This window comes from Cellulomonas sp. P1_G12_2, assembly GCF_056405535.1.
The window spans coordinates 53,708-77,904 of record NZ_JBFUBX010000009.1 but is presented as its reverse complement, the minus strand read 5'-3'; the positions used below and the strand labels follow the sequence as shown (position 1 = coordinate 77,904).

At 73.7% G+C, this 24,197-nt stretch carries 19 protein-coding genes; 7 read left to right on the top strand and 12 right to left on the bottom strand.

What is annotated here, in order from left to right:
• Positions 1 to 19: 19 nt before the first annotated feature.
• Both AC1DXT_RS19590 and AC1DXT_RS19585 read left to right on the top strand, forming a co-directional pair.
• Positions 20 to 709: an amino acid ABC transporter permease gene (locus tag AC1DXT_RS19590; protein WP_477062962.1), complete on the top strand. Its 690-nt coding sequence runs from the start codon at positions 20 to 22 to the stop codon at positions 707 to 709.
• Positions 706 to 1,566: an amino acid ABC transporter permease gene (locus AC1DXT_RS19585; protein WP_477062961.1), complete on the top strand. Its 861-nt coding sequence runs from the start codon at positions 706 to 708 to the stop codon at positions 1,564 to 1,566. Before AC1DXT_RS19590 ends, AC1DXT_RS19585 begins: the two co-directional genes overlap by 4 nt.
• Here AC1DXT_RS19585 and rny read toward each other — a convergent pair.
• From rny to AC1DXT_RS19555, 6 genes are all read right to left on the bottom strand, one after another.
• Positions 1,563 to 3,062 carry a ribonuclease Y gene (gene rny / locus AC1DXT_RS19580; RefSeq protein ID WP_477062960.1) on the bottom strand — a complete coding sequence of 500 codons (1,500 nt, stop codon included), beginning with the start codon at positions 3,060 to 3,062 and terminating at the stop codon, positions 1,563 to 1,565. The two genes, AC1DXT_RS19585 and rny, sit on opposite strands and share 4 nt — an antisense overlap.
• A 138-nt stretch (positions 3,063 to 3,200) precedes the next feature.
• A complete protein-coding gene (locus AC1DXT_RS19575; RefSeq protein WP_477062959.1) occupies positions 3,201 to 3,788 on the bottom strand; it encodes a regulatory protein RecX in 588 nt (195 codons plus the stop codon).
• An 8-nt stretch (positions 3,789 to 3,796) separates the two neighbouring features.
• The gene (gene recA, locus AC1DXT_RS19570; RefSeq protein ID WP_477062958.1) at positions 3,797 to 4,837 is read right to left on the bottom strand and encodes a recombinase RecA; all 1,041 of its coding nucleotides are present in this window, start codon (positions 4,835 to 4,837) and stop codon (positions 3,797 to 3,799) included.
• 206 nt (positions 4,838 to 5,043) lie between these two features.
• The gene (locus tag AC1DXT_RS19565; protein ID WP_477062957.1) at positions 5,044 to 5,820 is read right to left on the bottom strand and encodes an MBL fold metallo-hydrolase; all 777 of its coding nucleotides are present in this window, start codon (positions 5,818 to 5,820) and stop codon (positions 5,044 to 5,046) included.
• Positions 5,817 to 7,895: an alkaline phosphatase family protein gene (locus AC1DXT_RS19560; RefSeq protein ID WP_477062956.1), complete on the bottom strand. Its 2,079-nt coding sequence runs from the start codon at positions 7,893 to 7,895 to the stop codon at positions 5,817 to 5,819. The genes AC1DXT_RS19565 and AC1DXT_RS19560 overlap by 4 nt, the downstream gene beginning before the upstream one ends.
• A gap of 11 nt (positions 7,896 to 7,906) precedes the next feature.
• Positions 7,907 to 8,140, bottom strand: coding sequence for a DUF3046 domain-containing protein (locus AC1DXT_RS19555; RefSeq protein ID WP_421741892.1), 234 nt, complete (start codon positions 8,138 to 8,140; stop codon positions 7,907 to 7,909).
• 62 nt (positions 8,141 to 8,202) lie between these two features.
• On the opposite strand from AC1DXT_RS19555, the gene AC1DXT_RS19550 reads away from it, so the two are divergent.
• Both AC1DXT_RS19550 and AC1DXT_RS19545 read left to right on the top strand, forming a co-directional pair.
• Positions 8,203 to 13,077: an ATP-dependent helicase gene (locus AC1DXT_RS19550; protein WP_477062955.1), complete on the top strand. Its 4,875-nt coding sequence runs from the start codon at positions 8,203 to 8,205 to the stop codon at positions 13,075 to 13,077.
• Between the two features lie 6 nt (positions 13,078 to 13,083).
• The gene (locus AC1DXT_RS19545; protein ID WP_477062954.1) at positions 13,084 to 13,845 is read left to right on the top strand and encodes a DNA-formamidopyrimidine glycosylase family protein; all 762 of its coding nucleotides are present in this window, start codon (positions 13,084 to 13,086) and stop codon (positions 13,843 to 13,845) included.
• A gap of 141 nt (positions 13,846 to 13,986) precedes the next feature.
• Here AC1DXT_RS19545 and AC1DXT_RS19540 read toward each other — a convergent pair whose 3' ends face one another.
• From AC1DXT_RS19540 to pgsA, 3 genes are all read right to left on the bottom strand, one after another.
• Positions 13,987 to 14,328, bottom strand: coding sequence for a helix-turn-helix domain-containing protein (locus AC1DXT_RS19540; protein ID WP_056093268.1), 342 nt, complete (start codon positions 14,326 to 14,328; stop codon positions 13,987 to 13,989).
• A gap of 246 nt (positions 14,329 to 14,574) precedes the next feature.
• Positions 14,575 to 15,048: a CinA family protein gene (locus tag AC1DXT_RS19535; RefSeq protein WP_477062953.1), complete on the bottom strand. Its 474-nt coding sequence runs from the start codon at positions 15,046 to 15,048 to the stop codon at positions 14,575 to 14,577.
• Between the two features lies 1 nt (position 15,049).
• Positions 15,050 to 15,643 (bottom strand): CDP-diacylglycerol--glycerol-3-phosphate 3-phosphatidyltransferase, encoded by a 594-nt coding sequence (gene pgsA, locus AC1DXT_RS19530; RefSeq protein ID WP_477062952.1) that lies wholly within the window; start codon positions 15,641 to 15,643, stop codon positions 15,050 to 15,052.
• A 55-nt stretch (positions 15,644 to 15,698) separates the two neighbouring features.
• Between pgsA and AC1DXT_RS19525 the strand changes: the two genes are divergently transcribed.
• The gene (locus AC1DXT_RS19525; RefSeq protein WP_477062951.1) at positions 15,699 to 17,003 is read left to right on the top strand and encodes a CapA family protein; all 1,305 of its coding nucleotides are present in this window, start codon (positions 15,699 to 15,701) and stop codon (positions 17,001 to 17,003) included.
• Here AC1DXT_RS19525 and AC1DXT_RS19520 read toward each other — a convergent pair.
• From AC1DXT_RS19520 to AC1DXT_RS19510, 3 genes are all read right to left on the bottom strand, one after another.
• Positions 16,993 to 19,191 carry a putative bifunctional diguanylate cyclase/phosphodiesterase gene (locus AC1DXT_RS19520; RefSeq protein WP_477062950.1) on the bottom strand — a complete coding sequence of 733 codons (2,199 nt, stop codon included), beginning with the start codon at positions 19,189 to 19,191 and terminating at the stop codon, positions 16,993 to 16,995. The genes AC1DXT_RS19525 and AC1DXT_RS19520 overlap by 11 nt on opposite strands.
• A complete protein-coding gene (locus tag AC1DXT_RS19515; RefSeq protein ID WP_477062949.1) occupies positions 19,188 to 21,872 on the bottom strand; it encodes an FtsK/SpoIIIE family DNA translocase in 2,685 nt (894 codons plus the stop codon). The genes AC1DXT_RS19520 and AC1DXT_RS19515 overlap by 4 nt, the downstream gene beginning before the upstream one ends.
• Positions 21,873 to 21,935: 63 nt before the next feature.
• Complete coding sequence (locus AC1DXT_RS19510) at positions 21,936 to 22,346, bottom strand: hypothetical protein (RefSeq protein WP_477062948.1); 411 nt, start codon at positions 22,344 to 22,346, stop codon at positions 21,936 to 21,938.
• 74 nt (positions 22,347 to 22,420) lie between these two features.
• Here AC1DXT_RS19510 and AC1DXT_RS19505 point away from each other — a divergent pair, with 74 nt between their 5' ends.
• Positions 22,421 to 22,999: a TetR/AcrR family transcriptional regulator gene (locus tag AC1DXT_RS19505; protein WP_477062947.1), complete on the top strand. Its 579-nt coding sequence runs from the start codon at positions 22,421 to 22,423 to the stop codon at positions 22,997 to 22,999.
• A gap of 36 nt (positions 23,000 to 23,035) precedes the next feature.
• Complete coding sequence (locus tag AC1DXT_RS19500; protein ID WP_477062946.1) at positions 23,036 to 24,154, top strand: winged helix DNA-binding domain-containing protein; 1,119 nt, start codon at positions 23,036 to 23,038, stop codon at positions 24,152 to 24,154.
• Positions 24,155 to 24,197: the final 43 nt, after the last annotated feature.

Here is a 24,197-nt window from a genome sequence, read left to right as displayed (position 1 = left end):
CCAAGAGCTAGGAGCGTCGGTGGACGACGGTTTCCTCCAGCAGTTCCTGTCACTGTTCGATGAGTTCGACGTGCTCGCGGCGTTCTGGGTCAACATCCAGCTGACCTTCTACGCCGCGATCCTCGCGCTGATCCTGGGCACGATCCTGGCGATCATGCGGATCTCGCCCGTGCCCAGCCTGCGCTGGGCGGGCTCGACGTACGTGACGCTGCTGCGCAACACGCCCCTGACGATCATCATGGTCTTCTGCGTGCTCGGGCTCTGGGGGCAGCTGGGCCTGACGCTCTCGCCCGACTTCCAGACGAACTTCTTCCGCCTCGCCGTGCTGGGGCTGAGCGTCTACCACGCCGCCTTCGTCTGCGAGGCGCTGCGGTCCGGTGTGAACACCGTGCCCGTCGGTCAGGCGGAAGCCGCCCGGGCCATCGGGCTCTCGTTCTGGCCCGCCGCGCGGCTGATCATCCTCCCGCAGGCGTTCCGCGGGTCCGTCGCTCCCCTGGGCAACGTGCTCATCGCCCTGACCAAGAACTCCACCGTCGCGGCCGCTGCGTCGGTGGCGGAGGCGTCCGGCCTGATGAAGACCATGATCGAGTTCCGACCGGACGTGATCCTCGCGATCTTCCTGACCTTCGCGCTCGGCTTCGTCCTCATCGTCGTGCCGATCGGCCTGGCCACGACCTCGCTCTCCCGACGACTGGCGGTGTCCCGATGAGCACCCTGTTCGACGTCCCCGGTCCCGTCGCCCGGCGGCGCATGGTCTGGGTGAACATCGCCGCGACCGTCGTCGTGGCCGGCATCGGCGTCTGGGTGCTCGCGCGCCTGGGCGCGAAGGGGCAGCTCGATGCCGCCCTGTGGAAGCCGTTCCTGACCGCCAACCCGTGGGTCAACTACCTGCTGCCCGGCCTCGTCGAGACCTTGAAGGCCGCCGGCATCTCGATCGTGACCAGCGCGGTCTACGGGTTCGTGTTCGGCCTCGGGCGGTTGTCGTCCTCGAAGATCGTGCGCACCCTGAGCGGGGGCGTCGTCGAGTTCTTCCGGGCAGTGCCTGTGCTGCTCATGATGATCTTCTTCTACCTCGGTCTCGGGCAGCTGCGGATCATCGAGCCGTCCGACGTCCCCCTGGTCGCCGTCGTCCTGGGCCTCACGTTCTACAACGGCTCGGTCTTCGCGGAGCTGATCCGGTCCGGCGTGCACGGCCTGCCCAAGGGTCAGCGAGAGGCCGCGCTCGCCGTCGGGCTCYGGGACGTGCAGTCGCTGCGACTCATCGAGGTGCCTCAGGCGGTCATCGCGATGCTGCCCGCTATCGCCAGCCAGCTGGTGGTGATCCTCAAGGACACCGCGCTCGGCGTGATCATCACGTACCCGGAGCTGCTGGACGCCGCGCGCCGGTACGGGTCCGGCAACGGCAACATCCTGCAGTCGCTGGTCGTGGCGGCACTCATCTTCATCGTCATCAACTACGGGCTCACCAAGGTGGCCGAGATTCTCGCCGGACGCGTCGGCCGTCGAACCGCCGGAAAGCCGCAGGCGGAGGCACCCACCCTGGTGACCGCCCTCGGGAAGGACTAACCGGCGGTCGCGCTCGCCCGGATCTCGCGGACGACCGTCACGGTGATCTCGCCGGGGTAGGCCAGGTCGGCCTCGATGTGGCGCGCGATGGCCACGGCCAGCTGCGGCAGGGCGTAGTCGTCGACCTCGGACGGCTCGACCACGACCCGCACCTCCCGGCCTGCGGACATGGCCAGAGCGCGGCGCACCCCCGCGTGCGCGGCGACGAGCTGCTCGAGCTTGTCGATGCGCTCCACGTACTGGTCCAGCTCTTCGCGGCGGGCGCCCGGGCGGGCGGCGGAGATCGCGTCCGCCACCTGGACGAGCACGGCCTCGACCGTCTCGGTGGGGACCTCGTCGTGGTGCGCGGCGATCGCGTTGACCACGGTCGCCGACTCGCCGTGACGACGGGCGAGGTCTGCCCCGACCGCGGCGTGCGTGCCGGGCACCTCCGCGGTGAGCGCCTTGCCGAGGTCGTGCAGGAACGCGCCCCGGCGGGTCACCTCGACGTCCGCGCCGATCTCGGCGGCGAGGGCGGCGGCCAGCTGGGCGGTCTCCACGAGGTGCTCGAGGACGTTCTGCCCGTAGGACGTGCGCAGGCGCAGACGACCGAGCGTGCGGATGAGGGTCGGCGGCAGCGCGCCCACACCGGCGCGCTCGGCGGCATCGTGGCCGGCTGCGTCGGTCCGCTCGTCCGCACCGGCCAGCGCCTCGGCGTAGGCCTGCTCGATGCGCTGCGGGTGGATGCGGCCGTCCGCCATGAGCGCCTCGAGAGCCACCTGGGCGACCTCGCGGCGTTCGGTGTCGAAGCACGAGAGGACGACGGCGTCGGGCTGGTCGTCGACCAGGACGTTCACCCCGGTCAGCGCCTCGAAGGACCGGATGTTGCGGCCCTCTTTGCCGATGATCCGGCCCTTCATCTCGTCCGACGGGAGCGGCAGCACCGTGAGCGGGGACTGCGTGCTGGTCGGGACGGCGAGGCGCTGCACGGCCGTGGTGACGATCCGGCGCGCGCGCGCCTCCGCGGTCCGTCGCGCCTGGGCCTCCGCGCGGCGGACCTGGGCCGCGGCGTCGTTCTGGGCCTGCTCGACCACCCGCCGGGTCAGCTCGGCGCGGGCGTCCTCGGCCGTCAGGCCGGTGACCGACTCGAGCTCGGCGAGCGCCGCGCGCTCGGCGTCCGTCGCGCGCTGTGCGGCGGCGCGCTCGGCCTCCTCGAGAGTGCGCGTGCCGGCCCGCTTGGCCTCGGCCGCGTTCTCGGCGTCCGCACGGGCGCGCCGCTCGAGCTCGTCGACCTCGGTGCGATCGGCCGCGACGCTCTGCTCCCGCTCGGTCAGCCGCCGCTCACGGCGCTCGACGTCGGCGAGCATCGCCCGCGCGTCGTCCTTGATCGAGGCGACGTCCTCCTCGGCCCGGGCGCGCTGGACGCCGGCTTCACGCCGGGCGACCAGGACGAGCACCAGCGCGACGAGACATGCGCCGAGCAGCCCCACGATCGTGGCGATGGCGCCTGCGTCCACGTCATCCTCCTGGTCGGGCCGCGCACGACGCGCACCGGTGCCGGTGCGCGGGTCTGGGCCATTGTCGCTCACACCCGGCCGCGTCCGGGCCGTTCGCCACCCCGACGGGCGGCAGAGTGTGCGGAGTTGTGCCGGACGTCACGGACCGGGATCGAACCCGTCGAGCTCGTCCGTGCCCTCGGCGCCCTGCTGGGCGAGCTCCTCGCGCAGGAGCCGAGCCACCAGGCCCGGCGGGTACCCCTTGCGTCCCAGCGCCGCGAGCGTGCGCCGCGACCGCGTCTGCGCGTCCAGCCCGGACGTCGAGGCAAGCTTGCGCCGCACGAGCCGCCGCGCGGCCTCGTCCTCGTCGTCCGAGTCGACCTGCTCGAGCGCGTCGCCGGCGGTCTCGTCGTCGATCCCGCGGCGGCGCAGCTCCACCGCGATCGCCCGCCGGGAGAGCCCGCGCTCCGAGTGCCGCGTCCGGACGAGCATGCGCGCGTACTCGGCATCGTCGATCAGCCCGACCTCCGTGAACCGGTCGAGCACCCGGTCCGCGACCTCGTCGGGGACACCCTTGCGGGCCATCGCCTCGGCGAGCTGCCCCCGGCTGCGCGCCGAGGAGGTCAGGAGCCGCAGCGCGATCGCTCGCGCCACGGACTCCTGGTCCGGCTCGACATCTTGCGCAGCCGCACCCGTCGAGGGCGGCTCGGTCCCGAACCGCCCTCGACGTCGGTTGCTGCTGGTCATGCGACTGCTCAGAAGTCGACGACCGGCACGGCGTCGGCCGGCGCGTCGACCCGTGCGCCGATGCCGAGCTTCTCCTTGATCTTCTTGTCCAGCTCGACGGCCAGGTCCGGGTTGTCCCGCAGGAAGGCGCGGGCGTTCTCCTTGCCCTGACCCAGCTGGTCGCCCTCGTACGTGTACCAGGCGCCGGACTTGCGCACGAAGCCGTGCTCCACACCCATGTCGATCAGGCTGCCCTCGCGGGAGATGCCGACCCCGTAGAGGATGTCGAACTCCGCCTGCTTGAAGGGCGGCGCCATCTTGTTCTTGACCACCTTCACGCGGGTCCGGTTGCCGACCGCCTCGGTGCCCTCCTTGAGGGTCTCGATGCGCCGGATGTCCAGGCGCACCGACGCGTAGAACTTCAGCGCCTTGCCACCCGTGGTCGTCTCGGGCGACCCGAACATCACGCCGATCTTCTCGCGGAGCTGGTTGATGAAGATGGCCGTGGTGCCGGACGAGTTGAGCGCGCCGGTGATCTTGCGCAGCGCCTGGGACATGAGCCGAGCCTGCAGGCCGACGTGGCTGTCACCCATCTCGCCCTCGATCTCGGCCTTCGGCACGAGCGCGGCGACCGAGTCGACCACGACGATGTCGATGGCGCCGGAGCGGATCAGCATGTCCATGATCTCCAGCGCCTGCTCGCCGGTGTCCGGCTGGGAGACGAGGAGCGCGTCGGTGTCCACGCCGAGCTTCTTGGCGTACTCGGGGTCCAGCGCGTGCTCGGCGTCGATGAAGGCGGCGATGCCGCCGGCCTTCTGCGCGTTGGCGACCGCGTGCAGCGCGAGCGTGGTCTTGCCCGAGGACTCCGGACCGTAGATCTCCACGACGCGGCCCCGCGGCAGCCCTCCGATGCCGAGTGCGACGTCCAGGGCGATGGAGCCCGTGGGGATGACCTCGACGGGGGCGCGGCCGTCGTCGCCGAGCCGCATGATCGACCCCTTGCCGAACTGGCGGTCGATCTGGCTGAGCGCGGCCTCGAGGGCCTTCTCGCGATCCTTCGGTGCGGGCATGTCGACCTCGTCTGTCTCGAGCAGCTGCTGCTGCGGTACGGGGGCTGGTCTTGTTGCGAGCGACGCTATGTCCGACCACCGACATACCGACCGCGCCACCCGTGCCCCGGGGATCCGGCGTGTGCCGGAGGGGGCTGTGGGAGGCTCGGTCGCTCACCCGCAGGACCACCCTAGCCGAACAGGTGTTCGATGTGCGCGACACGCCGTCAGCGTGTCGGGGTCACCGCGAGCTGCTCCCCCGGCGCCAGGACGTGCACGCGCACCCCCGGCGCGAGACGTGCCGCCGCGTGCGCGAACGCCGGCCCGGCGCGGTCCATCCAGCCCGGCGGCAGTCGACGCGAGACGGGGGCGTGCAGCGTGCCCCAGTGGATCGGCACGGCCTCGCGGGCGCCGACGGCCCTGCACGCCCGCGCGGCCTGGGCCGGGTCCATGTGCCCGCCGGACAGGCGAGGCCCCCACCCGCCGACCGGCACGAGCGCCAGGTCGACGGGGCCGCCCGCGAGCACCGGGAGGATCGACATGCTCGCGTACGGCGCTGTGTCTCCCGCGAACCAGATCCGGACGTCGTCGGTCGCCACCACGAAGCCGTGCGTCGAGTTCGGGCGGTGCGGCATCTGCCGGTGCTCGTGCACCGCCGGGACGAGCCGCAGCCGGACGTCCGAGCCCGGCACCGTCCACCACTCGAGGTCGGTGAGCCCGTGCCCCGACGGCACCCCGTGGCCACGCAGCCAGCGGGCGTTCGCGGGCGCGGAGAGCACCGGGACGTCCCCGACCAGGCGCAACGAGCCCAGCTCGGCGTGGTCGTGGTGCAGGTGCGAGAGCAGGACCGCGTCGGCGCCCTGCCAGTACTCGGGGCGCGGGGCGGCCCCCCGGCGGCGCAGCAGCCCGGCGTGCCGGAGCAGCAGCGGGTCCGTGAGCAGCCGGACGCCGCCGACGTCGAGCACGGTGCTCGCATGGCCCAGCCACCGGACGTGCACGGTCATGGCCGCAGCCCCGCGGCGTCGGCCCAGCGGACCAGCTGCTCGTGCACCGCCTCGGCGCCCACCAGGATCTCGTGGTCACCGACGGCCTCCCGGAGCTCGTCGGCGACCGTCCAGCGCGTGGGGTGCAGCAGGAAGGCGTGGTTCTGCGCACCGCCGATCCCACCGTGCGAGCCCACCTGTCCCTCGAAGGCGTGGATGTGCCCGCGGTCCGTGACCGTGGAGACCAGCAGCAGGTCGCCGGTGTGCGGCAGCCGGGCCGCGCGCAGCAGGTCGGCACGCCCGCGCGGTCCGTACGGGGCGAGCGGGTCCTCCCCCTCCGGCTCCGCGTCGGGCTGTTCCAGCAGGACGAGGCCGCGCGGGCCGATCGCGACGAGGCCACGTGCCTGCGTGTCGACGACGACGACCCCGACGCCGGGCCGGGCGGCGAGCCCGGTCACCATGCCCGGCCAGCGCTCCTGCAGCTCCTCGAGCGACAGCCGGTGCGGCACCTGCGGGAACCAGACGAGGCCGAGGTTCCCCGAGCCCACGGTGACCACGTCGGGCACGTCGGCTCCGGTCGCGGGGTGCTTGGGACGTCCCTGGTCGGGACCCAGGACGGCCGAGCCCCGCGACAGGTTCAGCGCGCTGTTGACCAGCGCGTTCAGCTGGCCCCAGTCCTCGCCCGTGCTGCTCTCGACGCCGTCGGCGGCGGGCTCCGCCATGTGCGCGCGCACCGAGTCCAGCAGGGTCTCGCCGCCGAGCTGCTCGTAGGTGGCACCGAGGGCCTGCCCGTGGTCGGAGAGCACCACGATCTCGTAGTCGCGCGGCGCCACCGCCGCCACGCGCTCGAGGGTGCCGAGCACGCGGTCGAGACCCTCCAGCGAGCGCAGCGACTCGGGCCGGGTGGGACCGGCGTGGTGCGCGATCTCGTCGTAGTCCACGAGGTCGACGTAGATCGAGGGGTCGCCGCGGAGGAGGGCCTCGGCGACCAACGACGTGTTCAGGTCGCGCAGGAGCACGTTGGTGATCCCCCGCAGGACGACGTACCAGCCGCCGCGCGAGATCCGCGGCTCGACGTCGCGCACCCGCTGACGGTGCGCCTGGTAGAGCTCCTTGATCATCTCCCCCGCGGACACGCTCACGGCGCGGGCCAGCACGAACGGGCTGGCGAAGAAGCGCACGTACGCGGGACCCGGTCCGAGCCCGCCGTCCGGACCCTTGGTGCGGGACTTGCTCATCACCACGAAGCTGGTCGCGGCGTCGCCGGAGAACATCGTCGAGATCGCCGTCCCCCCGCCCGCGAGCAGCCCCTTGCCCGTGGTGAGCCGCTGCTCGACCAGTGCGGCGTCCTCGGGGTGGTTGGTGACGACCAGCCGACCGAGGTCCCGGTCCCACCAGCGGAACGCGGGGATCTGGGAGGAGTCGCCGTGCAGCAGGCCCGCCTGGCTCGCCGGCGTCGTCGACGGGATCCGGGCCCACCAGGACTCCAGACTGTGGCTGCCTGTGGTCATCCACCGCTGCACGGTCGGCGCCAGCCCCGCCTCGATGGCCTCGCGGAGCACGGGGGCCGCGACACCGTCCAGCTGCACCACGAGCAGCCCGGCCTCGCGCGCCTCGCCGGCCACCCGCGGACGGATCCCCTCGCGGCGCGCCTGCCGCCGCGCGCGACGCACGAGGTCGGACACGACGTAGTCGCTGTTGCTCGCGCCGATCAGCCACCGCCCGACGGCCATGACGATCGCGGTGAGCACGAGGACCGCGAGCACGGACCAGACCGTGTCCACCGTGAAGCCCGGCACCACGGTGAGCGCCAACCACAGCACGGCGACCTGCGCGAGCAGGCCGAGCCCGAGCGCGAGCACAGCGCTGCCGCGGCGGGCGAGGAACCGCAGGGGTGCCCGAAGAACGAGGTCGCCGACCGCCACGACGAGGGCCGCGAGTGCGATGGCCCCCACGTCGTCGGCGCGGACGCCGCGGCTGAGCGCGACGGCGACGGCGAGCCCGACGCCGGTGGCGACGAGGGTCAGGGCCGCCTCACCGACGTCGCGCACGCTCGGCGCCCAGGTGGTGGTGGGCGTGCCGGTCCGGGACGTCATGAGGCAGTCTCCTAGGCGCGTGGGGGCGCCGGGCGGCGCGCGTCCGCTCCCCAGCGGTCGTTCTCCGAGATCTCGAGCTCGTCGCAGAGCGCGTGCCACACGGTGCGCGGCTCGACGTCGTCGTCGAGCGCCTGCATCGCTGTGCGCTGGTCGAGCCCGCGGAGCACGAGCTCACGCGTCAGCTCGCGGCCGTGCGCGCTGCCGAGGACCTCGTCCACCAGCAGCCAGAACTCTCGAAGCCTCACGGGTGACAGCCTGCCATCCCCCGGGGTGCGCGCGTGTCGGTGCGGGCCGACACAATGGCCAGGTGGTGCTCGACCGCTTCTCCGACCCGACCAGGACCTGGTTCACGGGCGCCTTCGCCGAGCCCACCACCGCGCAGCTCGGGGCATGGACCGCAGTCGCCGGCGGGGACCACGCGCTCGTCGTCGCACCGACGGGATCCGGCAAGACGCTCGCCGCGTTCCTGTGGGCGCTCGACGGGCTCCTGACGGGCGAGCGGTCCGACGATCCCGTCGAGCGGTGCCGCGTTCTCTACGTCTCCCCGCTCAAGGCGCTCGCCACGGACGTCGAGCGCAACCTGCGCTCCCCCCTCGTCGGCATCCGGCAGGCCGCGACCCGGCTGGGCCTCGAGCTGCCGGACGTCACGGTCGGCATCCGGACCGGCGACACGCCCCCGAACGAGCGCCGGGCCTTCGCGACGAAGCCGCCGGACATCCTCATCACCACGCCCGAGTCGCTCTACCTGGTGCTCACGTCGGGCGCGCGGGCCGGGCTCGCCGGGGTGCGCACGGTGATCGTCGACGAGATCCACGCGGTCGCCGGCACCAAGCGCGGCGCGCACCTGGCCCTCTCGCTCGAACGGCTCGACGCGCTGCTGGACCACCCCGGCGGTCCTGGTCCGGTGCAGCGCATCGGCTTGTCCGCCACTGTGCGGCCGGTCGACGCGGTCGCGGAGTTCCTCGGCGGGGCGCGCTCGACCGCGGACGGGGGTCGGCCGGTCGTCGTGGTGCAGCCGCCGTCGACCAAGAAGATCGTGGTCGACGTCGTCGTGCCCGTGCCTGACCTGTCCGACCTGCGCGGCACCGAGGTGACGCCGGACGACCTCGACCTGTCCGGCGCCGCGGCCGGACCGCTGCCCCGCCCGTCGATCTGGCCGCACGTCGAGGAGCGCGTCGTCGACCTCGTGGCCCAGCACCGGTCCACCCTCGTGTTCACCAACTCGCGCCGCGGCGCCGAGCGGCTGACGGCCAGGATGAACGAGGTCTGGGCCGAGCGCTCGGGCGAGGACGTGCCGGATCCCGCGACGCTGCGGGCGGCCGCGGTGCCCGCGCAGTCCGGGACGGCGGTCGGCGTCGACACCCGGGACGCCACCACGATCCTCGCGCGAGCGCACCACGGCTCGATGAGCCGCGCCGAGCGGACCCGGACCGAGTCCGAGCTCAAGGCCGGGCTGCTGCCCGCGGTGGTCGCGACGAGCTCGCTGGAGCTCGGGATCGACATGGGCGCCATCGACCTGGTGGTGCAGGTAGGCTCGCCGCCCTCGGTGGCCAGCGGGCTGCAGCGCGTCGGCCGGGCCGGGCACCAGGTGGGTGCGGTGTCCCGGGGCATCGTCTTCCCGACGTTCCGGGGGGAGCTGGTCCCGGCGGCGGTCACCGCGCAGCGGATGCGGGACGGGTCGCTCGAGGCGATTCGGATCCCGCGCAACCCGCTCGACGTGCTCGCGCAGCAGATCGTGGCGATGGTCGCGGTCGAGGACTGGTCGCTCGAGGAGCTGGCGGTCGTGGTGCGGCGCGCGTCGCCGTTCTCCGGGCTGGGCGACGCGACGCTGCGCGCGGTGCTCGACATGCTGGCCGGGCGGTACCCGAGCGAGGAGTTCGCAGAGCTGCGCCCTCGGCTCGTGTGGGACCGGGTGCGCGACGTCCTCAGCGGCCGCCCGGGCGCGCTGCGGCTCGCGGTCACCAGCGGCGGCACCATCCCGGACCGCGGCCTGTTCGGCGTGTTCCTGGCCGGCAGCGCGACCACGAGCGACGTCCCGGTCGACGCGGAGCGTTCCGGCGGCACGGTCCGCGGCGGCAAGCGCGTCGGCGAGCTCGACGAGGAGATGGTCTACGAGTCGCGGGTCGGCGACATGTTCACCCTCGGCTCCAGCACGTGGCGGATCGACGACATCACCCCCGACCGCGTGCTGGTCACGCCGGCGCCGGGCGTCCCCGGCAGGCTCCCGTTCTGGAAGGGCGACTCCCAGGGCCGGCCCGCCGAGCTGGGGCAGGCGATGGGGGGCTGGGTCCGCGAGCTCGGCGCGCTCTCCGACGACGATGCCCGCGCGCGCGTCGAGGCGGCCGGCCTGGACCCGTGGGCCGCCGACAACCTGCTCACCTACCTGCGCGAGCAGCGCGAGGCGACGGGCGAGGTCCCCACCGACGTCGTGCTCGTGGTCGAGCGGTTCCGCGACGAGCTGGGCGACTGGCGCGTGGTGCTGCACTCCCCGTACGGCGCGCGCGTGCATGCCCCGTGGGCGATCGTCATCGGCGCGCGGCTGCGGGAGCGGTACGGCGTGGACGCGGCCGCGATGCACTCGGACGACGGGATCGTCCTGCGCCTGCCCGACATGCTGGACGGGGGCCTGGACGCGGGGTTCGGCGTCGACGACCCGTGGGCGGAGCAGACCGGCCCCGCGATCGACCTGGCGTCGCTCTTCCTCGACCCCGACGAGGTGCTCGGCTCGGTGCAGGCCGAGCTCGGCTCCTCGGCCATGTTCGGTGCGCGCTTCCGCGAGGCCGCGAGCCGAGCCCTGCTGCTCCCCCGGCGGCGCCCCGACCGCCGCCAGCCGCTCTGGCAGCAGCGGCAGCGCTCGGCGCAGCTGCTCTCGGTCGCCTCCGCGTACCCCGACTTCCCGATCCTCCTGGAGGCGGTCCGGGAGTGCCTCCAGGACGACTTCGACACCGAGGCGCTGACCACGCTCATGCGGGACGTCGCCTCCCGGAAGATCCGGGTCGTCGAGGTGACCACCACCCAGCCGTCGCCCTTCGCGCAGTCTCTGCTGTTCGGATACACCGCCCAGTTCCTGTACGACGGCGACGCGCCGCTGGCCGAGCGCCGCGCCGCCGCCCTCACGCTCGACCCCACGCTGCTGGCCGAGCTCCTGGGCCAGGGCGGGGAGTCTCAGCTGGCCGACCTGCTCGACCCGGACGCCGTCCTGCGGACCGAGGCCGAGCTCAGCGGTCGCGCGCCGGAGCGCCAGGCGGGCACGCTCGAACAGCTGGCCGACGCCGTCCGGCGGCACGGACCGCTCACCGCCGGCGAGCTGGCCGAGCGCACGAGGCCGGAGGTCCGCGAGCAGGTACCGGCCTGGTTGACCGACCTGGAGGGCGCCCGGCGGCTCATCCGGGTGCGTCTTGGTGGCGTGGCCCCCGAGCGGGCGGAGCAGTGGGCAGCCGTCGAGGATGCCGGGCGCCTGCGCGACGCCCTCGGGGTCGCCCTGCCGGTCGGGGTGCCCGAGGTGTTCACCGAGGTGGTGCCGGACCCCGTGGGCGACCTGCTGCGCCGGCACGCCCGGACGCACGGGCCCTTCACGGCGGCCCAGGCGGCCACCCGGTTCGGGTGGGGTGTCGCGGTCGTCGCCGAGACGCTGCGACGGCTCGAGGGCCTCGGCGTGCTGGTCCAGGGGCGTCTCCGACCGGACGTGCTCGGGGGCACCGGCGACGAGTTCTGCGACGCGGACGTGCTGCGGACGTTGCGGCGCCGGTCGCTCGCTGCTCTCCGGGCAGAGGTCGAGCCGGTCGACCCGCAGGCGCTCGGGGTGTTCCTGCCGCGCTGGCAGGGCGTCCAGCCGGTCGGTCGGTCCGGCCGCGGCTCGGCCACCGGCACGCTGCGGGGCGTCGACGGCGTCGCGCGCGTGGTCGAACAGCTCGCCGGCGCGGTCATGCCCGCATCCGCGCTCGAGACCCACGTCCTGCCGGCGCGCGTGATCGACTACACCCCGGCGATGCTCGACGAGCTGACCGCCGCGGGCGAGGTCGTCTGGGCGGGCCACGGGTCGCTCGCCGGGCACGACGGGCTGGTCTCGCTGCATCCCGCCGCGGTCGCGGACCTCACGCTCCCGGCGGCCGAGGCAGCGCCCGACTCCCCCCTGCACGCGGCGATCCTCGAGGCGCTGGGCGGCGGCGGAGCCTGGTTCCTCGGCGCGCTGGCCGAGCGCGTCCGCCAGCTGCGCCCCGACGAGGCGTCGCCGTCGCAGGCCGACGTGGCGACCGCGGTGTGGGACCTCGTCTGGACCGGCCACGTGACCAACGACGGACTCGCCCCCCTGCGCGCCTGGCTGGGCACGGGGAGCACCGCCCACCGCACGAGGTCGGCCGCGCCGCGCGGCCGGCCGCTGCGCCCTCGCCTGGGCCTGCGCGCAGCCGTTCAGCTGGCCGGCGACCCCGGCACCCGGTCGAGCGCGCTCGGGCTCAACGGAGCCGCGAGCGGCGGCCGTTGGTCGCTCCTGCCCGCGCGCGAGCCCGACCCGACCTTGCGCGCGCACGCCCTGGCCGCGCAGCTGCTCGACCGGCACGGCATCCTCACCCGCGCGGTCGCCCCGGCCGAGGGGATCGGCGCCCGGTTCGCCGACGTCTACCGCGTGCTCTCGGCGCTGGAGCAGGGCGGGCAGGTGCGCCGTGGCTACTTCGTCGAGCGACTCGGGGGCTCCCAGTTCGCGCTGCCGGGCGCGGTCGACCGTCTACGCGTCGACGCCCAGGTGGTCGAGCGGTCCGCCGACCAGGACGGTCCCACCGATCTGCAGGTCGTCGTGCTCGCGGCGACCGACCCCGCCAACCCGTACGGCGCGTCGCTGCCGTGGCCGGTCGCCGGACCGGACACCACCGACAACGGCGCAGGCCGGCACCGTCCCGGTCGCAAGGGAGGCGCGCTCGTCGTGCTCGTCGACGGCGCACTCGTGCTCTACCTGGAGCGTGGCGGCCGGACCGTGCTGTCGTTCACGTCCGACACGGGGGTGCTGGAGGCCGCCGCCGAGGGGCTCGCGACGACGGCCCGGACGCGGCACACCGGGCGGCTCACGATCGTGCGGGTCGACGGGGTCGACGTCCTCGAGGGTGCCCTGCACAGCCCGCTCGGCAAGGCGCTCGCCGCCGCCGGGTTCGCCACGACCCCGCGCGGTCTGCGCCTGCGGCAGTCGTGAGGGCCTGTGCCTGAGGGCGACATCCTGCGCCGCACCGCGGACCGGTTCCAGCTCGCGATCGGCGGACAGGTGCTGGTGCGGTCCGACCTGCGCTGGCCGACCGCCGCGACGGTGGACCTCGTCGGGCGGACCGTGCTGGAGACCCGGTCGTACGGGAAGCACCTGCTCACCCGGTTCGACGACGGCCGCACCCTGCGCACGCACCTGCGCATGGAGGGGTACTGGCGCATCGCCCGCACCGGCTCGCCCGAGGCGGGCGCCCGGTCCCCGCAGGTCCGCGCGGTGCTGGCCACGGCGGACTGGACCACGGTCGGGTACCACCTGGGCATGCTCGACGTGGTGCGCACCCGCGACGAGCACACCCTGATCGGGCACCTCGGGCCGGACATGCTGGCGGAGGCGTTCGACCTCGACGAGGCGCTGCGGCGGTGGGCGGCCCGTGGCTCGACGCCGGCGGCGGAGGTGCTGCTGGACCAGACGGTCACCGCGGGCATCGGCACGATCTTCGCGGCCGAGTCGCTGTTCGCCGAGCGGCTGTGGCCGTGGACGCCTGCCGACGCGGTCGCGGAGCCCGGTCGGCTGCTCTCGGTCGCTCGTCACCAGCTGCAACGGGCGGTCGCCGACGGGAGGCCACCCGGGCACGTGCACGGCAGGGCGCGACAGCCGTGCCACCGCTGCGGGAGACCGATCGCCGTGGGGCAGGCGCGCAAACCGCCGATGGAGCGCCCGATCTTCTACTGCCCGCGATGCCAGGCGAACCCGGGCTGACCCCGGAACGCGCAACGGTCCGCGGGCGGGTGCCCACGGACCGTGCAGGAGGACGAGCAGACATCGCTGTCCGTCGTCGCGGGCGCCCGGAGACGACCCGTCGACCGGACGGATCTCCCGCCCGATCATTCACGAACTACCTCAGCTGATGGCGGCGAGCTCCGACCGCGACCGCGCCCACCCGAAGTCGGTGGCACTGGCCACCGACGCCGCGAGGTCCGCAGGCACCGTGTCGGGGATCAGCAGACCCTCGGCGACGGCCACACGGTCACTGACCTCGCGCAGGACGAGCGACATCGGGACGTCGAGCGCCTCGCAGATGCTGTTGAGCAGCTCCGAGGACGCCTCCTTCTGGCCCCGCTCCACCTCGCTCAGGTACCCGAGCGACACGCGGGCTGCCGACGACACCTCGCGCAGGGTGCGCCCCTGGCGCTGTCGCGCATCCCGCAGCACATCGCCGATCTCTCGACGGAGTACAACCATCCGGGCTCCCCCTCTCGCGTCACGTGCCACATCTCCACCGGGAACCGAGGTCCGCTGGGGACCCGGAACCACTGAACCTGGAACCCCAGAGATCTTCGCCGGGAGGATTCCACCGTACCTTGCACCGCCGACACGCGACGGCATGCGCCGTGCCGGGGGTCGAGTGCTCATCACGGTCGTTCCAACGATGCGACACGTCGGAGTGTTCCCGCTCGATCGACCCATAGCCCGTCGCCGCGCCCAGGTTCACCCCGAACGGCCCACGAATTCCACCCCCAGCGCCAGCACGGCGTCCACCGTCTGCGCCCTGACGGCTGCCCGGGACCCGACGAGCTGGAGCGATCGCACGCGGGTGCCCTCCGGCGTCGCGACCGCGACGTGGACCGTCCCGGGCGGGTTCCCGTCCTGCGGGTCGGGGCCGGCGACGCCGGTGGTCGCCAGGCCGACGTCGGCGCCGAGCCGTTCCCGCACCCCGACCGCCATGGCGCGGGCGACGTCCGGGTCGACCGCACCCCTGGCCTCGAGCAGTCCGCGGTCCACGTCGAGCAGAGCACCCTTGAGGTCGGTGGCGTAGGCAACGACGGCCCCGCGCAGGACCGCCGAGGCCCCGGGCACGTCGACGAGCGCGGCCGACACGAGCCCACCGGTCAGCGACTCGGCGACGCCCAGCGACCAGCCGCGAGCGCCGAGGGCCGCGAGGAGGTCGGCCGCGAGCGACACGTCACAGCCCTGGGGCGGGCGGGTGGCTGGCGGTCCGGCGGATCTGCAGGCCCGTCCGCGCGTAGTCCAGGCCGGTCACCACGGTCACCACCAGTGCCGCGCCCATGACGATCGCCGCGACGACCTCGACGAACCCGGGCAGCACGTCGAGCGGCAGGAGGTAGAGGCCGATCGCCACGGACTGCAGCACGGTCTTCAGCTTGCCGCCGCGGGAGGCGGGCAGCACCACGTACCGCAGGAGGAAGAACCGCATCGCCGTGATGCCGAGCTCCCGCACGAGGATGACCACCGTGACCCACCACGGCAGGTCGCCGAGCCATGACAGCAGGACGAGCGCGGTGCCGATGAGCACCTTGTCCGCGATGGGATCCAGGAGCTTGCCCAGATCCGTGACCTGGCCGGAGCGGCGGGCGAGCCAGCCGTCGACCCGGTCGGTCGCGGCCGCCACCACGAAGAGAGCGGTCGCGATCAGCCGGCCGGTGGTGGTGTGCCCGCCGTCGACGAGGAGAGCCCAGGCGAAGAACGGCACCAGCGCGATGCGCAGCACCGTGACTACGTTCGCCAGGTTCCAGGCGGAGGGTACGGCGTCGACCACCCGGACAGCCTAGAGGGGCGCAGGACATGCCCCGTTCACCGATTAGAGTCCGCGTGTGACTCGCCACGCCCGCGCCGGACGTCGTTCTCCCGTCGTGGCGGGCCTCGCGCTCCTCCTGCTGCTCGTCGTGGCTCTCGGTGCGGTGGCGGCCGCGCTGCGCCCCTCGCGCCCGCCGGTCACCGCAGCGCCGTCCGCCACGTCGTCACAGAGCCCCGACGGCTCGCCGACGCCCACCCCGACGCCCACCGCCGACCCCGACGCGGAGTTCTCGATCGTCGCCGCCGGAGACGTGCTCCCCCACCTGCCGGTGCTCTCGAGCGCCCGCACCGCCGACGGCTACGACTTCGGCCCGGTGCTCGGCCCGATGAACCCGTGGATCCAGGGCGCCGACCTCGCTCTGTGCCACCTCGAGGTCGCCGTCACGCCGCCCGGCACCGCGCCCAGCGGCTACCCGCTGTTCGGCACTCCCCCCCAGATCGCGAGCTCCTTGCAGGCCCAGGGGTGGGACGGCTGCTCGACGGCGTCGAACCACTCGGTCGACCGCGGGTTCGCCGGGGTGACCGCGACCCTGGACGCGCTCGACGCGGCGGGTCTGGGCCACGTCGGTACCGCCAGGAACGCGGTCGAGCAGGCGCAGCCGCAGCTGTACCGGCTCGAGCGCGGCGGGCGCACGATCACGGTGGCCCACGTCGCCGCGACCTACGGCACCAACGGCATGCCCGTCGACGCGGACAAGCCGTGGTCGGTGAACGTCGTCGACGTCCCGGCGATGGTGGCGCAGGCGACGGCAGCGCGCGCCGCCGGCGCCGACCTGGTGATCGCCAGCGTCCACTGTTGCGTCGAGTACCAGACGGAGCCGACGCCCGAGCAGGTGGCGATCGACCAGCAGCTGGCCGACTCGGGCGTGTTCGACCTGGTCATCGGCCACCACGCGCACGTTCCGCAGCCGGTCGCGCAGCTGAGCGGCGGGCCACGCGGCGAGGGCATGTGGGTGGCGTACGGCCTCGGCAACTACGTCTCGAACCAGGACGGTGAGTGCTGCTCGCCGAAGACCTCCTCCGGCCTCCTGCTCACCGCGCACGTCGAGGCAACCGGTGCGTTCCCGGCCGAGGGACGGCCTGCCGGCCCGGCGCGGGTCACCGGTGTGGAGTGGACCCCCATCACCGTCGACCGGCTGGGCGGCCACCAGGTGCACGCCCTCGTCGACATCCCGGGTGGCACCAGCACCCTGACCGCCGCGCAGGTGGCGGACCGGACCGCGGACGTGCTCGAGGCTGCGGGCACCGAGGCGCCGGAGCGCAGGGCGCCGACCACGCCGACCGGCCGCGCGCCGGTGGTGGTCCCGCGCGTCAGCGGCTGATGTCCCCCGGCTGCGCGCTGCCGTACAGCCAGCCCTGCCCGTAGCGCCAGCCGTTGCGGTGCAGGTACTCGGCCTGCTCCTCGTGCTCGATGCCCTCGGCGATGGTCACCATCGCCAGCTCGCGCGCCAGCGCACCGAGCGCCCGGGCGACCTTGCCGGCGGTGGGGTCCTCGGGGATCCCGGAGGTGAACGACATGTCGAGCTTCACCCCGGCCACCGGCAGGTCCCGCAGGTAGGACAGCGGCGAGACGCCGGTGCCGAAGTCGTCGAGCAGGATGGGCACGCCCGCCGCGGACAGCTGCGTGAGCTCGTGCCGGATGCGGGTGCCGGACGCCACCAGCGACGACTCGGTGAGCTCGACGACGATCCGGCCCGCGGTGAGCCGGTGCCGGGAGATCTCCGCCAGCAGGGTCGTCGCGAACTCCCCGTCCCCCAGCTGGTCGGCCGAGACGTTCACCGACACCCAGCGCGTCCGGTCGTGGATGGAGGCGACGAACTCGACGACGCGCGTGGCCACCAGCTGCCCGAGCGCGACCGACATCCCCGCTTCCTGGATGAGCGACAGGAAGGAGGCCGGCAGCAGGAGACCGCGCTGCGGGTGCTCCCACCGCACGAGCGCCTCGTAGCCGACGACCCGCGCGTCGGACAGGTCGACGATCGGTTGGTAGTGGACCACCAGCTGGTCCTCGGCGATCGCCGCCGCGAGCTCGCGGTGCAGCTCGGAGGCCGACCCCATCGTCATCGAGGACTCGTAGACCTCCGTGCGACCGCGACCTGAGCCCTTGGCCCGGTAGAGCGCGGCGTCGGCGGCGGCGAGCAGACCCGGGGCGCCCCCCTCGATCGACTCGGGGTCGGCGATCGCGATGCCGATGCTCGCCGCGACGTTCAGCCGGCGCCGGCCCACCCGGACCGCCTCCTGGAGCCCGGCGTGGATGGCGGTGGCCACCTCGAACACGGCACGCGGGCCGTCGAGGTCCTGCACGACGACCACGAACTCGTCGCCCCCGAGCCGCGCGACCGTGCCGCGGCGGGCGGTCGCGGCGCGCAGCACGCCGGCCACGTGCACCAGCACCTCGTCGCCCGCCGCGTGCCCAAACCGGTCGTTGATCTCCTTGAACCCGTCCAGGTCGCAGGCCAGCACGGCCACGCGGTCGACCACCCCGGGCTGCTCCAGCACGGCCTGCAGCACCTCCTGGAGCAGCGTGCGGTTGGCCAGCCCGGTCAAGGGGTCGTGCATGGCGCGGTGCGTGAGCATCTCGGCCTGCAGCCGGGACTCGGTGGAGTCGCGCACCTGGACGACGAAGTGGTCGGGGGCACCGGTCGGTGTCCGCACCAGTGCGGCGTCGAGCGCGACCCAGACCTCATGGCCGTCGGCCCGCTGGTACCGCTTCTCGAGGGAGAACCGGTGCTGCCCGCCGCCGAGCAGCCGATCGACCTCGAGGCGCTCCGCAGGGCGACCCTCGGGGGTGCTGAGGTCCTCCATCCGGTACCCGCGCAGGGCTCCGACGCTCGTGCCCAGCAGCTCGGCGAACGCGGCGTTCGCCTCGACGATCCGCCACTCGACGTCCACGAGCGCCATGCCGATCGGCGCGTTCTCCATCGCGACCCGGAACTGCATCTCGCTGCGCGACAGGGCCGCCTCGACCTCGCGCCTGCCGGTGACGTCGACCAGCGTGGTCAGCACCGCCGCCGCGTCCCCGTCGCCGGCCGGTACCAGCTGGCTGGCCACCTGCACCATGCGCGCCTGGGTGGTGTCGGTCCCGGGCAGCGCGACGCCGACGAGCTCGGAGTCCACGGTCCACCCCGCGCGCGCGACGCCGGAGCGGTGCCCCAGGACCGCCGCGGGGTTCATGGCCAGACCCATCTCGTTGACGAGGACGACGGGCAGGTCGCCCACCGACCGGCCCACGGACGAGGCGGCATCGATGCCGAGGATCGCCGCCGCGCGCTCGGAGATGTCCAGCACGCGGCCGGACAACGACTGGACGAGGACGCCCTCCTTGGTCACGGCCTGCAGGGCGTCGTACCGGTGCCGCAGCTCCCGGGACAGCTCCAGCAGCTCGTTCGCGCGGCGGACCTGGGCGCGCTGCCGGGCCAGCAGGATGAGGACGGCGACGAGCGCCACGATCGCGACGATCGCGATCACCGTGCTGACGACCCCCCAGGGGCCGGAGAAGGGGCTGGTCACCGACCCCCGCCGGACCACTGCCCGGCGTCGTCCTCCTCCGCGCCGTCGAAGTAGTCGGTCGCCACCGGCGGCTCGCCCGGCAGGGATCCGTCCGCGCCCATCGCGTACCGGTCGTCCTCCTCCTCGCCGGGCGCGCCCCGCAGCATGGCGAGCGTCCCCGGCAGGTCGTCCGCCTGGACCAGCACCTCGCGCGCCTTGGAGCCCTCCGACGGCCCGACGATCTCGCGCGACTCGAGCAGGTCCATCAGGCGGCCCGCCTTGGCGAAGCCGACCCGCAGCTTGCGCTGGAGCATCGACGTCGACCCGAACTGCGTCGTGACCACCAGCTCGGCGGCCTGGAGCAGCAGGTCGAGGTCGTCGCCGATGTCCTCGTCGACCGTCTTCTTCACCGCCGCCACCGTCACGTCCTGGCGGTACGACGGCTTGAGCTGCTTCTTCACGTGCTCGACGACCGCGTGGATCTCCGACTCGGACACCCAGGCGCCCTGCGTACGCATCGGCTTGGCCGCACCCATCGGCAGGAACAGCGCGTCACCCTGCCCGATGAGCTTCTCGGCGCCGGGCTGGTCCAGCACCACGCGCGAGTCGGTCAGGGAGCTGGTCGCGAAGGCCAGTCGGGACGGCACGTTCGCCTTGATCAGGCCGGTCACCACGTCGACGCTCGGGCGCTGCGTGGCGAGCACCAGGTGGATGCCGGCCGCACGGGCCAGCTGCGTGATGCGCTGGATCGACGCCTCGACGTCGCGCGGGGCCACCATCATCAGGTCGGCGAGCTCGTCGACGACCACCAGCAGGTACGGGTACGTGGCGATCTTGCGCTCGGACCCCGGCAGCGGCTTGACCTTGCCCGCGCGGACGGCGGTGTTGAAGTCGTCGATGTGCTTGAACCCGAAGTTCGCGAGGTCGTCGTAGCGCGCCTCCATCTCGCGCACCACCCACTCGAGCGCCTCCGCGGCCTTCTTGGGGTTGGTGATGATCGGGGTGATCAGGTGCGGGATGCCCTCGTAGACCGTCAGCTCGACGCGCTTCGGGTCGACGAGCACCATGCGCACCTCGTCGGGCGTGGCGCGCATGAGGATCGAGACGATCATCGAGTTGACGAAGCTGGACTTGCCCGCGCCGGTGGCGCCGGCGACCAGCAGGTGGGGCATCTTGGCCAGGTTGGCCGTGACGTACCCGCCCTCGACGTCCTTGCCGACGCCGATCACCATCGGGTGCTCGGTGCGCTTGGCCGCGCTGGAGCGCAGCACGTCGCCGAGCGACACGGTCTCGCGGTCGGTGTTGGGGATCTCGATGCCGATGGCCGACTTGCCGGGGATCGGCGACAGGATGCGGACGTCCGCGCTGGCGACCGCGTAGGCGATGTTCTTGCTCAGCGCGGTGACCCGCTCGACCTTGACGGACCGGCCCAGCTCGACCTCGTACCGCGTGACGGTCGGACCGCGCGTGAAGCCCGTGACCTGGGCGTCGATCTCGAACGCCTCGAGCACGGATGTGAGCGATTCGACGACGCGGTCGTTGGCGGCCGAGCGCACCTTGTGCGGCGCGCCCTTGGCCAGGGCGTCCTCCGCGGGGAGCGTGTAGAGCACGTCGCCGCCGAGCATCGGCTGCTCGCCGCGCGGGACGGGCGTGGTCTGGGGTGCGACGAGCGGGGACTTGGCGACGACCGTCGTCGGCACCGTGTCCGGCGCGGCGTCGCGTGCGAGCTGCGCCTCGGCCTCTGCCTCGGCGGCCGCGACGATGGCCGCGCGGGCGAACGCCTCGTCGCCGTCGTAGCCGTCCAGCCGCGTGTCCTCGGGCTCGTCCACCTGGTCGGCCCGCGCGCGCTTGCGCCCGAGCAGCCCGCGCTTCTTCGCGGGCGCCTCGATCTCGGGGACGGCGGTGTGCAGGGCGTTGATGACCAGGGGTGCGTCGTCCTCGGCCTCGGTCTCCGCGGCGGGGTCGCGGTGGTTGCCGGTGAGCTTGTCGTACACGCCGCGCAGCCGCGGGATCACCTGGTGCACCGGCGTCGCGGTGACGACGAGGACCCCGAAGAACGCCAGGAGGATCAGCAGCGCGACCGCCACACCGGGGGTGATCAGGCTGGCCAGCGGTGTGCCGACCAGGAACCCGACCATGCCGCCCGCCAGGCGCAGCGCGGGGAAGTCGTCCGTGTTCGGCAGGCCGGAGGCGATCTGCACGAGCCCGCACACCGCGAGCGTGATCGCGCCGAGGCCGATCACGATGCGCCCGTTGGCCTCGACCCGCTCCGGGTGCCGCATCAGCCGGATGGCCAGCCCGAGCAGGACGAGCGGGACGACGACGCCGACCTTGCCGAAGGTCCCGGCCACGACGTTGTGCACGACCGTGCCGGCGGTGCCGGACAGGTCCCACCACTCGCGCGCGGCGATGACGATGGCCAGCCCGAGGAGCGTGAACGCGAGGCCGTCGCGGCGGTGCGAGGGGTCGAGGTCGCGAGCACCCTTGCCGACGCGGCGCGCGGTGCCGCCGACGAGGTGCGCGGTGCCCATGAACACGCCCTTGACGATGCGCACCGGCAGGGCCGGCCGGGACGGCGGCGGAGCCGGCCTGCGCCCCTGCGGGCGGGACGATCCGGCCGCCTTGCCGGTGGGCTTGCCGGTGGCGCGCGACGTCGCCGGCGCACCGGAGCGGGCGCGAGGGGTGGACGTACGAGTCGCCATGGTCCTCAAACTAGCCGGGCGACCGGCGAGACGGGCGCGCCCGGGCGCGTGTCGGCCGGACGATCACCCGAGCAGCAGCCCGACGCCCAGCGTCACGACCCCCGCGGCAAGCAGGACGGCCCCGACCCCGAGGAGCACCACGGCCCTGTTCGGCGTCTCACGTCCCCGTCCCATGGCGGAGAAGAAGAACCCGGCGGACATCACGATCGCCGCGAGCAGCACCCCCGTCTGAGCCAGCCAGCGCCAGAACCCGTCCAGGGACGTGGCCTCCCCCAGCAGCAGGCAGACCAGCCCGAGGGTGACCAGTACCCCGGCGTGCGCGTGGCCGGCCCGGTAGAAGCTCTTCTGGAACGCGGTCGCCTGCTCCTTCCCCGTGGCGACGCGCAGCAGGAAGGCGCCTCCGGACTCGATCGCGACCACCGAGAGCGCCACGGCCCCGGCGGTGATCCTCGCGGCGTCGGTGAGCTCGATCATCAGGGTCTCCTCGTTTGTGAACACTGTTATAGAACAGCGTTCTCAGACGAGCGTCAACCCCCTAGACTCGCCGGATGGCCCGCCCACGCGTGCACGACGACGCCCTGCGCACCCGCCTCCTGGAGGAGGCGTCGGCGGTCGTCGCGACCGCAGGAGCGGGTGCGCTCACCGTCCGTGAGCTCGCCGCCCGTGCCGGCACGTCGGCGTCCGCGGTCTACTCGCTGTTCGGCAGCCGGCAGGAGCTGGTGCGTGCGGTCGGCGACGAGGCGTTCGCGCGGTTCGCCGAGCGTCTCGAGGCCGTCCCCCGCACGGACGACCCGGCGGCCGACCTGCTCGGGCTCGGGCTCGCGTACCGCGCGAACGCGCTCGACGGCCCGCACTTCTACCGCGTGATGTTCGGCGCCACGGGCGCCGGGCTCCAGGACGGGACCCGGGGTCCGGCCACGGCGAGTGCGACGTTCACCGTGCTGCGCGACGCCGTCGCCCGCGTGCTGGGGGTGGAGCCCACCGCCGCGCAGGAGCCGGCGCTCGGGCTGTGGGCGCTGGTGCACGGGCTGGTCGAGCTCGAGCTGGACGGGATGCTGCCCGACGGCGCCGCCGAGCGGTACACCCGCGTGCTCCGCGCCGCCGGACCGGGGATCCTCGGCGGCTGACCTGCTCCTGTCAGTGCCTCGTGCCACGGTGGAGCCATGTCCGTGACCCGCGAGAAGGTCCTCCGGTACCGCGTGCACGCGCAGCAGCTGGACCGGCCGGTCAGCAGCCGACGCCGCCCCGACGACGCCGCGATCCTGGACCACGGCGTGCAGCACACCGGTCCGGACGGCGCGCTGTGGGCCCTGGCCGTGCGTGGTGTCCCCGTCTCGGCGCGCGACTGGCCGCACGAGCTCGCTCTGGCGTGGACGCTGCGGGGCGCACCGCACGCCTACCGTCGGTCGGACCTGAAGGCGGTCGAGAAGGCGTTGCGCCCGTACTCCGAGGCCGACGCCGCGAAGCGCGTGATCAACGCCTCGGCCCCCCTCGCGGCCGCGGACATCCCGGTGCTCGACGCGCTCGCCACCGTCTCTCGGACCATGCGCGAGGTCGTGGACGAGCCGATGGCCAAGGGAGCGCTGTCCACCCTGATGACCGCGGAGCTGCCCGACCCCTACCTGCGCTGGTGCGAGGGCTGCGGCGCCACGCACATGTACGAGATGACGTTCCGGCTCGCCGCCCTGCACGCCGGTCTCGAGCTCGAGCCCGGTACGTCTCCCCCGGTCGTGAGGCGCATCCCCCGGTGGCCGGCCGGTCAGGTGGGCGTGCTCGACAGGCCGGCCGACGGTGACGACGGTCCGCTCGACGTGCTGCGCAGCCTCCTGCACCTGCTGGGTCCACTGACCCGCAAGCAGGCCGCGGTCTACCTCGACTCGACGCTCCGGGACGTGTCCGCACGATGGCCCGACGACGCGGTCGAGGTGGACGTCGAGGGGACGCCCGCCGAGCTCCTCGAAGGAGACCTCCCGGCCCTCCAGGACCCGCCCGACGACCCGCTCGTGCGCCTGCTCGGCCCGTACGACCTCTTCCTGCAGGGCCGCGACCGCGAGCTCCTGGTCCCGGACACGGCCCGCCACAAGGCGCTCTGGCCCACCATCGGCCGGCCCGGAGCGGTCCTGGCGGACGGTGAGGTGGTCGGCACCTGGCGGCCACGCGCGAAGGGCGCGACGCTCGCGCTCCAGCTCGACGAGTGGGTGCCGTGGTCGTCGCGCACGAAGGAGGCCGTCCAGGTCGAGCACGAGCGTCTCGCGACGTTCCGTGGCGCCGCCCCGGGATGATCGGGTCCTCCTCGAGCACGCGCTCCACCTCGCCCCGGGTCGC

Excerpts from the sequence above, each read along its gene's own strand:
- AC1DXT_RS19575 (WP_477062959.1), bottom strand. The coding sequence starts at position 3,788 with ATGACCAGCAGCAACCGACGTCGAGGGCGGTTCGGGACCGAGCCGCCC.
- recA (WP_477062958.1), bottom strand. The coding sequence starts at position 4,837 with ATGCCCGCACCGAAGGATCGCGAGAAGGCCCTCGAGGCCGCGCTCAGC.
- AC1DXT_RS19565 (WP_477062957.1), bottom strand. The coding sequence starts at position 5,820 with ATGACCGTGCACGTCCGGTGGCTGGGCCATGCGAGCACCGTGCTCGAC.
- AC1DXT_RS19560 (WP_477062956.1), bottom strand. The coding sequence starts at position 7,895 with ATGACGTCCCGGACCGGCACGCCCACCACCACCTGGGCGCCGAGCGTG.
- AC1DXT_RS19540 (WP_056093268.1), bottom strand. The coding sequence starts at position 14,328 with ATGGTTGTACTCCGTCGAGAGATCGGCGATGTGCTGCGGGATGCGCGA.
- AC1DXT_RS19515 (WP_477062949.1), bottom strand. The coding sequence starts at position 21,872 with ATGGCGACTCGTACGTCCACCCCTCGCGCCCGCTCCGGTGCGCCGGCG.
- AC1DXT_RS19510 (WP_477062948.1), bottom strand. The coding sequence starts at position 22,346 with ATGATCGAGCTCACCGACGCCGCGAGGATCACCGCCGGGGCCGTGGCG.
- AC1DXT_RS19505 (WP_477062947.1), top strand. The coding sequence starts at position 22,421 with ATGGCCCGCCCACGCGTGCACGACGACGCCCTGCGCACCCGCCTCCTG.
- AC1DXT_RS19500 (WP_477062946.1), top strand. The coding sequence starts at position 23,036 with ATGTCCGTGACCCGCGAGAAGGTCCTCCGGTACCGCGTGCACGCGCAG.